The organism is Ruegeria sp. C11 (genome assembly GCF_056537725.1).
In genome coordinates this window covers 89,645-104,036 of the sequence record NZ_JBQFSB010000012.1, presented here as the reverse complement: position 1 = coordinate 104,036, position 14,392 = coordinate 89,645, and the positions used below count along the sequence as shown (strand labels likewise).

The window sequence follows — 14,392 nt, the reverse complement described above, 5'->3', positions numbered from 1 at the left end:
TGCGTTTTTTTATCACGTGTCACATTGAAAAGGGGCGGTGAATAATCGCCCCGATCAATTTGTCGACTTTGATGTTAGGCGTGCACATCGATCTTGCAGATCGACATGTCTTCGACTTCGTCCCAGTCGATTTCAAGACCCAGCCCAGCCCCGCCGGATGCGTTGACGTATCCTTCGGCGTCGACCTCGATCCGGCCAAGCGCGTCGACCTGGAAGTCGGCATAGGGCACCGGCATCTCGAAATACTCGCAATTGTCAAAGGCGAGCATGAGGTGCAGGTTCGCCGCCATCGACAGGGCGCAGCCCCAGCTCTGGAACTCGACGTTATAGTTGTTGGCTTCGGCCAGCGCCATGACCTTGCGCGCGGGCGTGATGCCGCCTGCGGTTGTCGCGTCGATCCGCACACCGTCCCAGCAGTCGTGCCGCATGGCGTGGGCGATGTTGGGCAGATCGACGATGGTGTTGCCACCGGGCAGGATCGGCAGTTCCGTACGGCGGCGCAGTTCGCGATATCCGTCCAGATCATGGTCCGGGAAGGGCGCCTCAAGCCAGACATAACCCATCTCGTACATCGCACGCGCTACCTTCAGCGCGCCTTTGTGGCTGTAGTAGGCGTCGGCATCGAACATGAAGTCCAACCCCTTGTTGCCATGGGCGGCATGGACGGCCCGCATCATTTCTATGTCGGCATTCGGTTCGCATTTGTAGTGAAACTTGAATGCGGCAAAGCCCTGTTCGCGCAGCTCATCGATCAAATCCACATAGGGTTCCGGCCCGTCGAATACCTGGGTCGAGGCATAAGCCTTGACCCGATCACGTGAGCCGCCGAGGAACATGTAAAGTGGCATGTCCGCCCGCTTGGCGGCCAGATCCCACATGGCGATGTCCAGCCCTGCTATTGAGGTGTTGGGGATCGACAGGCGGCGCAGCTGCATCCATTTCCAGATATCTTCGCGGCGCAGGGCAGCGCGGCCCAGCAGGCCCTTCAGCAGCGGGCGCATGCCTTCGGCGACGGCACGGTCAAAGTCGTGCTCGGTGCACGAAAAGACCCCGCCCGCACCTTCAAACCCGTCCGAGGTGGTGATTCTGGCGATGGTGTTGGTGGTCAGCAATGCCGGCATGGTCGGCGACCACGAAAATTTAGGGATTCCGGTCTTGACGACATAGACCTGGATTCTCTCGATCTTACCAAAACGATCTTCTGTCATTTCAGTCATTTGCGTGCCCTCGGATGAGCGAGTTGGGGTTGATATGCGGTCATTCGCTATCCCCACCTATGACAATTGGTATTGACGATCAATAGATATATCAGTTAATGCGCCAAAAATCATTCACCGCCCGACGGCATGCCAGTTGTAGAGGAGACCGCAGATGACCAGCTTTGAATCCCAGTGGCAGAGCACCTACAGAGAACCTTCGCAGAGCGATCTTCCGGTCTTCGCCGATGTCGATGTAGTTGTCGTCGGCGGCGGTGCCGCCGGGGTGGCAGCTGCGGAAACACTGGGGCGCAAGGGCCGTTCGGTGCTGTTGATTGAACGCTATGGGTTCTGCGGCGGCGGCGCGGTTGCGGGACTGTCCGGCACCATCTGCGGCATGTTCCTGTCGACCGAAAAAGAAAACGCGGCGCCCGAGCAGGTGGTCTTTGGCTGGGCCGAGAAATTTCGCGCCGCGCTGGAAAGCCGCAATGGCGTCAGCGGCCCGCAGCGCTATGGCAAGACTTATACCGTTACCCATGATCCGCAGATCTGGCGTGAGGTGGCCGACGGCTTCCTGCGCGAGGCGGGTGTTCAGATCCTCTATCATTCGCAGGTCGTGGGCGTGCTGATGGAAGGCGACGCGTTTGGCGGGGTTATCGTGAACTCGAAATCCGGTCTGGCTCAGGTTCGCGCCAAGCGGATCATCGACGCGTCAGGCGATGGCGACGTGATCCACCGCGCAGGTTTCCAGACCACCAAGGGCAACAACGGTACAATCCAGAACCCGACCATGATCTTCCGCATGGGCGGTATCGATGTCGACCGGTTCTGTGAATACTGGGGCGAGGATACGATCAGCCCGCAAAAGGTCATCGATCAGCTGATCGCGGCGGACAACGAAGGCAAGCGGCTGCCGCGCAAGAAGATCTGGATCTTTCCCACCACGCGCCCGGGTGAACTGATGGTGAACGCGACCCGTATTCTGGGCTTTGACGGTCGCGATCTGGATGTGACCAACCCGGTCGACCATTCCGAGGGTGAACTGGTCGCCCGCCTGCAGGTCCGCGAATACGCAGATTTCCTGCGCCGCAACATTCCGGGTTGCGAAGAGGGCTATGTCAACGACACCGGGGTCGAGATCGGCATCCGCCAAACCCGCACCGTGACCGGTATCGCAACGCTGACCAATGACGATGTTCTGGGCCGCTCCAAAACGCCCGATGCCATCGCCAACTCACCTTGGCCGATCGAACTGCATTCGGGCACCAAGCCCAAGGTCGAATGGCTGTTCGACGACACCTATGAAATCCCCTACGGCACGCTGGTGCCGGTGCAGGGCGAAAACATCATCGTTGCGGGTCGATGCCTGTCGGCGGAACACGAGGCGCTGGCCTCGGCCCGCGTGACGGCACAGTGCTTCGGCTACGGCCATGCGGCGGCGCTGGCCACCGATCTGTCCATCAACGAAAACATCGCCATCCGCGACATCAAGGGCGCAGATATCCGCAACCTGCTGAACAACGAAGGTGCGAGGCTGTAAGCGTCACCTTACTCGGATGCTGCATGCTCAAACCACTGCAGCATCCTCCCCAAAACACCGTTTTCGTTGCGCACTGGACGATGCTGAAGAAAATAGGACACTTTCCGGTTCGAAATCGTTGGCCCGAGGCGCAGCACTTCGCCTTTGGCCAGTGCCTGTTCGACAAGCCCGCGCCAGCCCATGCCGACCCCCTCGCCGTTGCGGACCGCCTCCAACAAAAAGGGATAGGCATTGAACGTCGGTGGGCGGTCGAATGCCGGCGGCTTGAGTCCCGCATGCGCGAACCAGCTATCCCATGTCATAAAGCCGGAATCACCGACATCCAGATGCACGAACAAGTCGGGCGAGAGGTCGGATATGCATTCCTGCGCCTCAGGGTGGGCTTTCAGAAAACTGGGGCTGCAAATCGGAAACGTTTCGCAGGGAATAAGTGGAAAGTAGGGCCGATCGGGCATGCGGTTCGGGTCCCAGACCACCGCTGCGTCCAGACGTCCCAGATCAATGTCACCCAGCTGATCCGTGGTCACAACCCGGACCCGTCCTTCCCCCACGATCTTACGCAAATCAGAGAACCGCGGCATCAGCCACTGATCAGCAAAACCGAACGTACAGGCAAGGGTTACGTCGGTCCGGTCGGGCGGCGCGGAAATCTCGGTCCACACCTGATCCACGTGTCCCATGCCCAACTCCACCGACTTGGCCAGCTTGAAGGCGTTCTCGGTCGGAGCCACGCGATTGTTGTTTCGGGTCAGAAGCGGTTGGCCCAAACGCGCCTCAAGCGTCGCGATATGCCGCGAGACCGCGGGTTGGCTCATCCCCAGCTCCTCGGCGGCGCGGGACAGGCTGGAATGGCGGACGACAACCTCGAAAACCAGAAGCGAGTTCAAGGAGCCGGATATCGGGCGGATCGTTCTTTCCATAACAAATTGTTAGCCGCTGCATCATCTTTACACCAGTGTCTATCGGCACCTGTTGCGAGTAGCTTTCGCCAAATTTGCGCAACCCAAGCAATGAACATGCATAGGTGATACATGGCGAGACGACCCCTTTCCCACATCCGTGTCCTTGATTTCGGCCAATATTTGGCCGGACCGCTGGTTGGCATGATGCTGGCGGATATGGGGGCCGAGGTCATTCGGATTGACCCACCCGGCGGACCGGCTTTTGACGATCCGGCCTTCGACATGATTTCGCGCGGCAAAAAGGTGCTTACGCTGGACCTGAAGACCGATGAAGGCCGCGCCAAAGCCATTGAGCTGGCCAGACGCGCCGATGTCGTGATCGAGAATTTCCGCCCCGGTGTCATGGACCGGCTGGGTCTGGGACAAAAGGCCCTGCGCGCCGCCAACGATCAGTTGGTCTATCTGTCGATGCCGGGATTTGCCTCGACCGACCCGGAACTGGCCGGACTGCCCGCCTGGGAGGCGGTGATTGCTGCCTATACCGGTCAATTTACCGATATGGGCCTGAATCGGCGGCTGATGGGCATCAACCCCTCCTTCACACCTCTGACGCTGGCCTCGGCCTACGGCGCAAGTTTCGGCGCGATGTCCGTGCTGTTTGCACTGAACGCACGTGAAAACAATGGCGGTGATTACATCGAGGTTCCGCTGGCCTCGGCCTTGCTGGAAGGGCTGATCTACAACTGCGAACAAATCGAAGATTACCCCGAACGCTACAAGTCCCCGCGTGAGGTCGAGCTGGACCGGAGGGCCGCCGAAGGCTTGCCGATGAACCTCAAGTTCGAAGAACTGTCCGAATTCCTCGATCCGTTCTACCGCACCTATACCTGCGCCGATGGGCGTGGGTTCTATGTGGTTTCCGGATCGGTCGCCACGCACCCGCGCCGGGTTCTTGAAACATTGGGGCTCAAGGAGCTGGCAGACGAATTGCCGGATTTCTCGGCCTATCTGGACACAAAGGACTGGCCCGCCGAATGGTCCATCCGAAATTACCCTGTTGGCGCGTCGGATCGCGAGCGGGTCTCGACCGCAATGAAAAAGGCGTTTCTGACGCGCCCTTCGCACGAGTGGGAAGAACTGTTCGGAACCGCCAAGGCACCCGCGACGGCACAGCGCTTCACCAAAGAATGGCTGGCCGATCCGCATGCCCTGGCCTCCGGTCTGGTGCTGAAAGTCGATGATGCCCGTAACGGTGAGATGCGGCAGATGGGCAACGTGGCCTGGCTGTCGGGCGATGACGAAGCGGCGGTGAAATCGGGCCCGGGTTCCGCTGATCTTGATGCGCTGCTGACTGAGGCCCCCCGCAGCGGCGGCCAAACCGGAAACGGAGGTTGGCTGGACGGGCTGAAGGTGCTGGACCTGACCAACGTGATCGCTGGCCCGACAATCGGGTCGACGCTGACCCGCTTTGGGGCGGATGTCACTCTGGTTCAGTCGGTTGAGCCTTCGGTAGATCCCTGGAACACTGTTGTCTTCGGTATCCACGCACAACGCGGCAAGGAAAGCATCCTGTTGAACCTGCGTTCCGACGACGGGCAGGAGGCGCTGGCCAAACTTATCGAGCGATCGGATGTCATTACCATGAACGGCACGGACGAACAGCGCGACAAGCTGGGTCTGTCTCCGGACCGTTTGGCCGCGATCAACCCGAAACTCATCCTTGTGCAACTGGATGCGTTCGGCGGGCCGACGCGGGGGCCGAAATCCGATCACCTCGGTTACGATGATCTAGCACAGGCTGCGACCGGGGTCATGGTGCGGTTCGGGGGTGGCATGGAGACGCCCGAGGAACACGCTCATTTCGGCACTATCGACGTTCTGACAGGTTTCTGTGCCTGCGTCGCACTGGGCGGCGCCTTGTTGCGTCTGCGTGAAACCGGAAAGGGCGGGATTGCCCGCGCTTCGCTGGCGGGCGCAGGTAACCTGATCCAGGCGCAATTCATGTACGACTATGACGGACGAGCCCCGTTCAACGAACCATCGGGCCGCGAGGCGTTGGGCTGGGGGCCGTTCTATCACTGCTACGAGGCTGCCGATCAATGGATGTTCTTCGCAGCACCCATCGAACGGCAGAATGCCCTGACAACGGTGGCGGATTTGGCGGACCTGGCCAATCTTCCTGAAGATGAGTTGCACGGGGCACTGGCCGAGCGTTTCCGGACCCGACCGCTGGATCATTGGCAAACCGCATTCGCAAACGGAAAGAACACGGTGGTTCCGCTGGCCTCGCTGCACGACACGCGCGACCGGTCGCTGCAGCTTGAAAGTGAAGGCGAGATCGACATTTCCAGCGCGACATTCCGCGTCATCCGCCATGACCAGCACCCGATGGGTCGTTGGTGCGATCTGGTGGCGCCCAATGCGGTGCGGACTGAAACCGGCAGGATCACGATACCGGGGCCGATGCCGAAATACGGGGAGCACACGACCAGAATTCTGACGGAAATCGGATACGACGAGGAACAAATTCAGCAAATGGTCGAACACGGCGCGGCCGGCACAAGCTGGTCCGAGAAATATTTGCCCGAGTAATTCGGGCCGTAATTGGCGTGCCCCGCCGGGCGCGCCTCCATTTCGTCAAAAGGGAGGTCCCATATGTCAGACGAAAACCCCAATGCCCATCTGGTGGCTAAATCCGGTTTCTTTACCGGTCTGCACCCCGGCATGGGCTTGGCCGCGAAGGCGATGGTCGCCGCATTCGTGATCTTTACCATCCTCAACGTAGAGTTCGCAGGCGGCATCTATCGCTCGATCCGCTCCTGGCTGGAAAGCGGGTTAAGCTGGTACTACATCTCGGTCGTTGCCGGGATCATGCTTTTCTGCTTCTTCCTGATGTTCTCGAAATACGGCTCGCTGCGGCTGGGGGACGATGATTCCCGCCCCGAATTCAGCAACTTCAGCTGGTTTGCCATGCTGTTCTCGGCTGGTATCGGGATCGGCATCCTGTTCTTCGGCGTGGCTGAACCGATCTTCTATTTCGACAACTCTGGCGCATTCGGCTATCCGAATAACCCGCATGCCGACATGAACGGGCATACGGAAATGAACATGCAGCGTGCCATCGACGCGATGCGTGTGACCTATTTCCACTGGGGTTTTCACGGCTGGGCGCTGTATGTGATTGTCGGCCTGTGCCTTGGTTACTTCGGCTTCAGAAAAAAGCTGCCGTTGACCATGCGCTCGGCGCTGTATCCGCTGATCGGCGAAAAGATCTATGGCCCCATCGGTCACATGGTTGACCTGCTGGCCGTGTTCGGCGCGGTGTTCGGTATCTCGACCTCGCTGGGTCTGGGTGCAAGCCAGATGGCGACCGGCATGAATGTGCTTTTCGGGATGGAGAACACCATGGGTCTAAAGATCGCCCTGATCATCATCGTGACGGTGATCGCGGTTGCTTCGACCGTTTCCGGTGTTGGCAAGGGTATCCGGATCATTTCCGAATGGAACATCTGGCTGTCGATCGTTCTGCTGGCCGGGTTCATCATCATCGGCCCATTCCAGTGGTTGCTGGGCTTCTACGTTACCACTCTGGGCGATTACCTGTGGAACTTCATCCCGATGGGCTTCTGGACTGCGGTTGACGGCGATTCCGTCAAATGGCAGGGCGGCTGGACCATCTTCTACTGGGGTTGGTGGATCGCATGGGCACCGCTGGTTGGTATCTTTATCGCGCGCATTTCGCGCGGGCGGACCATTCGCGAGTTCATGGTGGGCGTGCTGTTCGTACCGACGTGCATCGCGTTCTTCTGGCTCTGCATGTTCGGCGGTACCGCCATCTGGCAAGAGCTGAACATGGGCACCGGACCGGCAACCGAAGGTGGTGCAGGCCTGATCGAAACCGTTCGTGCCTGGGATCTGCCCGCCGCGCTGTACGGAGCGATCGAGAACCTGAACAACACGTCTTGGATGGGTGACCTGAGCTGGCTGACTTGGCCGATGTGGGCACTGGCGACGTTGCTGCTGTTCTCGTGGTTCGTTACCTCGGCGGATTCGGGCACTCTGGTGATCACGACGATGCTGTCGATGGGCGATGACAACCCGCCAAACAAGTTCCGTATCATCTGGGGCTTCGGCATCGGTGCAACGGCGATCGTTCTTCTGCTGGCGGACGGTTTGTCGGCGTTGCAGACGGCGAACATCGCCGCAGGCTTCCCGATGTCCTTCGTGATCCTGGCGATGGCCATCGGCCTCTACAAGTCGCTGCGCGAAGACCCGTCGGCGACCCCGATCAGCCAGACTGTAACCCCGCCGGACGGCACAAGGGTTACGCAGGACCTGCGCGCCTGATCTGACCGGAGCAGTAAATTTGAGCGGACCAACCGCTTCTTACGGGCGGCCCTTTTGGGGCCGTCCATTTCATTCACGGAGCCCAAGATGCGCATCACCGATATCGGCGTTATTGAACTATACGCGTCAAAACCCGCGGAGCAGGACGCCCATGACACAGCTTATTCCACCTGTCTGATCCGCATCAGTACAGATGACGGGTTGATGGGTGTGTCCGAAATCGACACCATCCCGTCTATCGCCAATGCTATCATTTCGGCCCCGACGCGATCCCCCTTGCAGCGGGGTCTGCGCGAGATTCTGATAGGCAGGGACGCCACCGATATCGAAGCGCGGTGGATGGACATGCTGGAGCAGACCAGCTTTATCGGTCGCCGCGGCCTGGTGATGCATGCCATTTCGGGCATCGACATCGCGCTGTGGGATCTGAAGGGCAAGGCTGAAGGTAAAACCGTCTCAGAGCTATTGGGGGGATGTCGTCACGACCGGGTACCTGGATACGTTACCATCTACCCTCTGGGGCGTTGCCCGGATGAGGCGCGCCGCAAGCTGGACAAGGCTGTTCAAACCTACAACCCGGTGGGGATAAAGATCGCCGCCGACAGGTTCTGGCACGAAGATCCGGCTTTGGCCGAAAAAATGATCCGCACGACGCGCGAACATCTGGGTGCGGACTTTCCGCTGATGGTCGATGCGATCACGGCATTCGACACGGTGGAGGATGTGCAGCGTATGCTGCCGGTGCTGCACGACTGCAATATCCACTGGCTGGAGGCTCCGCTGCCGCTGGACGACATTGATGGCCACGCATTGCTGAAAGGATGCGGGTTGCCGGTGGGTGTGGGCGATCTTGGTCTGACCGCACCGCTGGAATGGCGTCCGTTCTTTGAGGCAGGGATTGTAGACATCGCCCAACCGGACCTGTCGCATATCGGCGGGCTGACCGGGCTTGTGAAGTTGCAGGCAATGGCGAAGCATTTTGGCTGTGACAGGATCGCGCCCCATGGCTGGAACTCGAACCTGACACTTGCAGCTAACCTGCATGTTCTTGCCAGCCGCGACCCCTTGGAGATGGCCGAATTCTCGACTTCAGCTTCACCACTCAGATGGGCCGTCACGCGTGAAGAGATTGCGTTTGATGACGACGGTTATCTGCCCGTGCCACAAGCGCCGGGGCTTGGCATGCGGATCGACTGGGAACGGATAGAAACCTATCGGACCTGAGCCTGCGCGAGGCCGGGGCGCAGGTTGTCTGTCGCGCGGGTGAACGCCTCGAGATAGTCAATAAGTGCGTGCGATGCGGCGCACGCGGCCTGCTTGTTGCCCTTCGATACGGTGTGCAGAATATCGGCGTGCAGACTGGCCGCGTGCTGATAATCCTCGAAAGTGGCGTGAAAAAACCAGAACCGGCGTGAAAGACCTTGAACAGGTCGCATGGCACGAACCAGAAACGGATTATCCGCTGCTTCGGTCAGCGCTTCGTGCGCGGTTCGCAGAATCCGCAGAAAATCGGCACGGTTATCAACGTTATCCGCCGAGCGTTTCAGGTTCTCCGCCAGATCGGCAAGTGCGCGGCGTTGTGTGTCCGATGCGTTTTCACAAGCCGTTTCGATGCAGATCGATTCAACCGCGCGGCGCACGCGCAGCAGCTTCATCTGATCATCCATGCTGATGGGCGGGATCTGGATGCCGCGACGTGGCTGAATCTCGACCAGCCCCTCATGCGCAAGGCGTTGCAGCGCTTCGCGGATCGGGGTGCGCCCGAATTGAAGAAGCTCACCCAGTTCCCGTTCGGTATGCAGGCTGCCCGGAGATAGCTGGCCTATCACCACCATGGCTTCCATGGCTTCATATGCTTTTTCGGCCTCGGACAAGTTGTGCTCCGATCAATTCATATATTAGGCATGACTATTTACAATGCGCAGGTAAAAACGACCAGTGGCAAATACTGAGGGCCAGATTACGCAGCTTTGCAGTCAGCGGCAGATCCACCACCCGATCGTGCTGTAAAAGGGTTATCAGTACCCTTTGGCAAGAAAAGAGAACTCGCCCCGCGCGTGATGCTCAGCTGCTTTGCGTTCGTCTTTTTTCAGGCGGCCATCAGCGATGAACTGGACCCAAATGGGTATCTGCCTGACGGTCTGACCGGTGGACTTTGCAAGAACAAAGGCTTTGGCGCATTTCTCAAGCAGTTCAACGTTCAAAAGCAACCGTTCAAGACCCATGCCCAGACAAAAGGAAGTATCCGCAAAAACAAAGGCATTCGTGGTTCCTGCAAGGTTTTTGGGTTGCATCGCCTCGTTGGCGGTTTTTTGAAAGACCGGAACGCCGCGCCCCAGATGTCGAACCTGTTCGTCAAAGGTTGCAGGCATGGGGGCTGCCATTTCGTGCATGGTCCGCAGCCAGCCCATCCCGCATTGCAGCGCAGCACCCACGTCCGGCCGGTATGAGTAAATACGCTGGAGTGCCGATCCGTCCGGGTTTGGCGCGCTCCATTCCAGAGCGCCGCCGTGTGACAACATCGCCACCTTATTCAACTCCGGGACCCGCATTGTCAGCGTATCGCCGGCGAAAAAAAGCGCCTGATCCGACAGAAGCTCTGCCGCCTGCCGCATTTTCTTTTCAATCTTGGTACGATCAGCCATTGCTCAAACCAGTTTGAATACGTCTTCGAAACGGTTCAGCGCATCGTCAATCACGTCATCCGTGTCGGCCATGCTGGTATAGATGCGGCTGCCTGCCAGCGTCAGGATACCATGTGCCAGATAGGCGGCGCCCATCTCCTCCATCGCGTGTTTGCGTGCGTTGGCTTCGCGCATCAGCTTCAGCGGTGTGCGCATGCTCATCAACATGACCGCCGTGGTTTGCAGATGCACGATCGAGCCGAAATTATAGGCGACAAACGGCAGGCCCAGCCGATCAAGGATTTCAGTCAGTCCCTGACGCAGGCGATCACCGGCGCGACCTGCGTGGCCGGCGGCATCGGTCTCGGCCATCTTGCGGATCGCATAGTATCCGGCGACGCAGGAGAGCGGGTTGGCGGATAGGGTGCCACCGACAAATGCGCGTTTCTGACTGCCGCCGATACCACCCGCAAGCCGCATCATCACATCTTTCCTGCCGCCGATACCACCTGCCATCGGATAGCTACCAGTCAGGCATTTCCCGAACACGGTCAGATCGGGGTAGACATCGAAATACCCCTGCGCCCCGCCCATTCCGGTACGGAAACCCGTCACCACCTCGTCAAAGATCAAAAGCGCTCCGAATTCGTCGCACAGTTTGCGCACTTCACTGTTGTAGGTGCGGTCGGCAGGGCGGGTGCCGCTTTCCGGGCCAAGCGGCTCGACTATGACGGCGGCGGTCCCGCCCCGCATCCGGTTCAGCATCAGCCTGCGGCGCAACGTGCCTAACTCATTCGGGAACACCTCGTGCGTTCGTGTCGTGGTGCCGCGCGGAATGCCCATAGCCTCGCGCCGCCGGGTTCCGGGCACGCGCAGGCCGTAAACCATCTGATCGCTCCAGCCATGATAGCCGCCGCCGATCTTGATGATCTGTTTTTTGCCGGTGAAGGTCCGTGCCAGCCGGATTGCGGCCATCACGGCCTCGGTACCCGATCCCAGCATCCGAAACATCTCGACCTTTGGCATATGCGTGCGGATGAGTTCGGCAAGCTTCATTTCGTATTCGTGGAACAGGCCGGTGACGGGACCGCAATCTTCAAGCAGGTCGACCACCTTCTGACGCACATCCGGATCGTTTGATCCCAACAGTGTTGGCCCGCCTGCCTGCAGAAAGTCGATATAGCGGTTGCCGTCGGCGTCCCACATATACGCCCCTTCACATTTCGAAGCTTCCAGCGGAAAGGGATAGTTGAAGGCCAGATTGTGCTGAACACCACCGGGTATGACTTCGGCCGCGCGCGCTGACAAATCCTTGGATTTTTGGCAATTCTTCTCGAAGTATTCCAAAACCTGCGGCATCGCGTCGGGCCGGATCGAACGTACGGGTTCCTTCAGCAGCGCCTGCAGCTTGTCCATGACAGCTTTCGTATCCGGATAGGTCGGCAGGCCAGTAGGTTGCTTTATCTTTTGTTCCGCGTTCACGATACTGATCCTTTGGTCAGGATACCTTCCAATGTGCCAAGCGTCATTTGACGGGTGACGTCCGAAAGGTTCGGGTTGTTCCGGATGAGTGGGTTCAGATATTGCGCTGCCGCATCCTCGATCTTGGCAACCAGATCGGCACCCTGTTCTAGCGAAGAGGCGGATGCGATCACGCCGTGGCTGGCCAGAAGATAGCAGTAGACATCCTTGCGCAACGCCTTGCCCAGGGCTTTGACCAGCATGCCGGTACCAGACGGCCGGTATTTGGCCAGAGCGATGTGATCGCCGATAACTGCCTTGTCCGATCCGTCGGGCCAATCCAGGCGCTTGTGCAGCAAGGCGACCGCACTGGCGACCGGCTGATGGGTATGGATGCTGGCCGGTCTGTCGAGGAACGTGCTCAGCATTCGTGCGTGCAGTCCTTTTTCCACCGATGCGGGCTTGTCACCATCGATTTGTTCCAACCCGTTCAGCCGGATTACCGCGATGTTAGCGGGTGTGAGCGTGGTATAATCGGTGGCCGACGGTGTAATCGCAAACAGATCTTTATTCAGCCGCAGGGCGACGTTGCCACCGGTTCCGGCCAGATATCCCTGATCGGACAGCTTGTGACAGATATCAACAATGGCAGCGCGTTCGTGAACGAAGTCAACCATGTGCCCCTCCCGATGTGTTGGAGTTGAGATGCCGGAATGTGGGTGTCAGGCGCTTCTGCAGATCGCGAAAAACATCAAAACGGGCGTCATAGATGCCCTTGTTTGCCGGATCAGGTTCGAAGACCTTTTCGATATGCACCATCTCAGCCGCACTGGCATAGTCCATTTGGCCGACGCCCACGGCGCCTATGACAGCAGCCCCCAGCGCATTGGCTTTGATCGGCGCGACGGGCCTGCGGATCGGAGTATTCAGGACATCCGCGTAGATTTGACACCAACTGTCCGATTGCGCGCCACCACCGACAATGTTGATCTGCCCCGGCCAACGGCCAAGAAACCGCTTGACGGAACCGGCCATCATTCGGGTGTTTAGCGCGGTACCTTCCAAAACCGCGCGGGCCATGGTGGCGCGGCTGTGATCGGCATGAATGTTCAGAAAACCCGCCCGCAAAGCGCTTTCATCATTTGGGCAGCGTTCGCCAAACAGCCAGGGAAGGTACATCAGGCCCTCGCTGCCGGGCGCAATTCCGCTTGCCGCCGTATCGAGGCGGGCAAAGATATCCCGGGGGGCACCGCCTTCGGTCAGCCCGTCAGGATGATCCAGCATTCTGTTCTTGAAAAACTCGATACTGCTTGCGCCGCTGCTTTGCATTGCCATCATCAGATAGCGTGAGGGCAGGGCACATGGAACCGAAGCGATCTGGTGAAACACATTGGCCTTTTTGAACGGCACATGCGCCGCCAGCCACGAGGATGACCCGATATAAAGATGGGTGTCATAATCCACCACTGCACCGCTGCCGATGGCCGCGGCGGTGTTGTCGATGGCGCCAGCGACGACCGGTGTGGAGGATGGAATGCCCAACTGTTCGGCAACATCCGGCAAAACCGGCCCCAACACTTCGTCACAGCGAACAAGGTCAGGGAATTTGTCCGTCTCAATACCGCTCTGGGCGATCAGTTTGTCATCATAGCGGATGTTGGCGGGATCACGGTTGTCTGTCACCCATGAGGTCAGAATGGAATCCTGTGTTGCCACGAACCGACCGGTGAGCTGCAGGTTGAAGAAGTCCAAGACGTTGAGGAATTTGTAGGTGCGCTCATAAATGCCCGGAAAGCGATCCCTTACCAACAGCATATGCGCTGCCGGGTCCTTGCCCGACAAAGCAGGGGCCCCGCCGCACAGGCGCAGCCATCGAACCAGTTTTAGCGGATCATATCCCGCAATCTTCAGCGAACCCTTCATGCTGTCATGAAGGTGCTGCTGCCCACGCATGTCCAACCAGGTGATCGCGTTCATCAACGGATTTCCGTCCCGGTCGACCGGAAGAGTACCTTCGCCCTGCGTGGAACTGCAGATGGCAAGAATGCTGTTTCGTTTCACCCCGCTTTGCGTAAGCGCGTCGTTAGCGGCGCCCAGAAAGGTAGTCCACCAATCATGGGGCACCTGCTCGGCGCCGACCTCGTCCACAACATGCAAGGCAACGGGACGAAAGGCCCAGCCCGATACCTTTCCGTCCAGCGAAATGACACCGACCTTGCACCCGCTGGTACCAAGGTCGATCGCCAGAATGTGGGCTTTAATGTTTGTGTTTCTGTCGCTTTGCATCTGCTGCCTTGAACCTGTGACATCAGATATTAGGCA

The 14,392-nt window shown here is 58.9% G+C and carries 11 protein-coding genes; 4 read left to right on the top strand and 7 right to left on the bottom strand.

Annotation, left to right across the window (positions count from 1 at the left end; genetic code table 11):
• Positions 1–74: 74 nt before the first annotated feature.
• Entirely contained in the window at positions 75–1,217 is a 1,143-nt protein-coding gene (locus tag ACR0NA_RS18985) for a mandelate racemase/muconate lactonizing enzyme family protein (protein WP_480731671.1), read from the bottom strand.
• A gap of 154 nt (positions 1,218–1,371) precedes the next feature.
• On the opposite strand from ACR0NA_RS18985, the gene ACR0NA_RS18980 reads away from it, so the two are divergent.
• Positions 1,372–2,736, top strand: a complete 1,365-nt coding sequence (locus ACR0NA_RS18980; RefSeq protein WP_480731669.1) for an FAD-dependent oxidoreductase — start codon at positions 1,372–1,374, stop codon at positions 2,734–2,736.
• 8 nt (positions 2,737–2,744) lie between these two features.
• On the opposite strand, the gene ACR0NA_RS18975 is transcribed toward ACR0NA_RS18980, so the two are convergent.
• Positions 2,745–3,623, bottom strand: coding sequence for a LysR family transcriptional regulator (locus ACR0NA_RS18975; RefSeq protein WP_480731667.1), 879 nt, complete (start codon positions 3,621–3,623; stop codon positions 2,745–2,747).
• Between the two features lie 144 nt (positions 3,624–3,767).
• Here ACR0NA_RS18975 and ACR0NA_RS18970 point away from each other — a divergent pair, with 144 nt between their 5' ends.
• The 3 genes from ACR0NA_RS18970 to ACR0NA_RS18960 all read left to right on the top strand — a co-directional run bounded on the left by ACR0NA_RS18970 (position 3,768) and on the right by ACR0NA_RS18960 (position 9,209).
• Positions 3,768–6,230: a CoA transferase gene (locus ACR0NA_RS18970; RefSeq protein ID WP_480731665.1), complete on the top strand. Its 2,463-nt coding sequence runs from the start codon at positions 3,768–3,770 to the stop codon at positions 6,228–6,230.
• 63 nt (positions 6,231–6,293) lie between these two features.
• Complete coding sequence (locus ACR0NA_RS18965; RefSeq protein ID WP_480450500.1) at positions 6,294–7,985, top strand: BCCT family transporter; 1,692 nt, start codon at positions 6,294–6,296, stop codon at positions 7,983–7,985.
• Between the two features lie 87 nt (positions 7,986–8,072).
• Positions 8,073–9,209 (top strand): mandelate racemase/muconate lactonizing enzyme family protein, encoded by a 1,137-nt coding sequence (locus ACR0NA_RS18960; protein ID WP_480731661.1) that lies wholly within the window; start codon positions 8,073–8,075, stop codon positions 9,207–9,209.
• Here the strand turns inward: ACR0NA_RS18960 and ACR0NA_RS18955 are convergent.
• From ACR0NA_RS18955 to ACR0NA_RS18935, 5 genes are all read right to left on the bottom strand, one after another.
• Positions 9,197–9,859 carry a GntR family transcriptional regulator gene (locus ACR0NA_RS18955; protein WP_480731659.1) on the bottom strand — a complete coding sequence of 221 codons (663 nt, stop codon included), beginning with the start codon at positions 9,857–9,859 and terminating at the stop codon, positions 9,197–9,199. The two genes, ACR0NA_RS18960 and ACR0NA_RS18955, sit on opposite strands and share 13 nt — an antisense overlap.
• A 144-nt stretch (positions 9,860–10,003) precedes the next feature.
• Entirely contained in the window at positions 10,004–10,630 is a 627-nt protein-coding gene (locus tag ACR0NA_RS18950; RefSeq protein WP_480731656.1) for a hypothetical protein, read from the bottom strand.
• A gap of 3 nt (positions 10,631–10,633) precedes the next feature.
• Positions 10,634–12,091, bottom strand: coding sequence for an aspartate aminotransferase family protein (locus ACR0NA_RS18945; protein WP_480731654.1), 1,458 nt, complete (start codon positions 12,089–12,091; stop codon positions 10,634–10,636).
• On the bottom strand, positions 12,088–12,747 hold the full coding sequence (locus ACR0NA_RS18940) for a class II aldolase/adducin family protein (protein WP_480731652.1): 660 nt from the start codon (positions 12,745–12,747) through the stop codon (positions 12,088–12,090). Before ACR0NA_RS18940 ends, ACR0NA_RS18945 begins: the two co-directional genes overlap by 4 nt.
• Positions 12,740–14,356: a xylulokinase gene (locus ACR0NA_RS18935; RefSeq protein WP_480731650.1), complete on the bottom strand. Its 1,617-nt coding sequence runs from the start codon at positions 14,354–14,356 to the stop codon at positions 12,740–12,742. Before ACR0NA_RS18935 ends, ACR0NA_RS18940 begins: the two co-directional genes overlap by 8 nt.
• Positions 14,357–14,392 lie beyond the last annotated feature (36 nt).

Bases quoted from the DNA above. Each gene is read 5' to 3' on its own strand.
- ACR0NA_RS18940 (WP_480731652.1), bottom strand. From the start codon at position 12,747: ATGGTTGACTTCGTTCACGAACGCGCTGCCATTGTTGATATCTGTCAC.
- ACR0NA_RS18970 (WP_480731665.1), top strand. From the start codon at position 3,768: ATGGCGAGACGACCCCTTTCCCACATCCGTGTCCTTGATTTCGGCCAA.
- ACR0NA_RS18935 (WP_480731650.1), bottom strand. From the start codon at position 14,356: ATGCAAAGCGACAGAAACACAAACATTAAAGCCCACATTCTGGCGATC.
- ACR0NA_RS18950 (WP_480731656.1), bottom strand. From the start codon at position 10,630: ATGGCTGATCGTACCAAGATTGAAAAGAAAATGCGGCAGGCGGCAGAG.
- ACR0NA_RS18980 (WP_480731669.1), top strand. From the start codon at position 1,372: ATGACCAGCTTTGAATCCCAGTGGCAGAGCACCTACAGAGAACCTTCG.
- ACR0NA_RS18965 (WP_480450500.1), top strand. From the start codon at position 6,294: ATGTCAGACGAAAACCCCAATGCCCATCTGGTGGCTAAATCCGGTTTC.
- ACR0NA_RS18960 (WP_480731661.1), top strand. From the start codon at position 8,073: ATGCGCATCACCGATATCGGCGTTATTGAACTATACGCGTCAAAACCC.
- ACR0NA_RS18985 (WP_480731671.1), bottom strand. From the start codon at position 1,217: ATGACTGAAATGACAGAAGATCGTTTTGGTAAGATCGAGAGAATCCAG.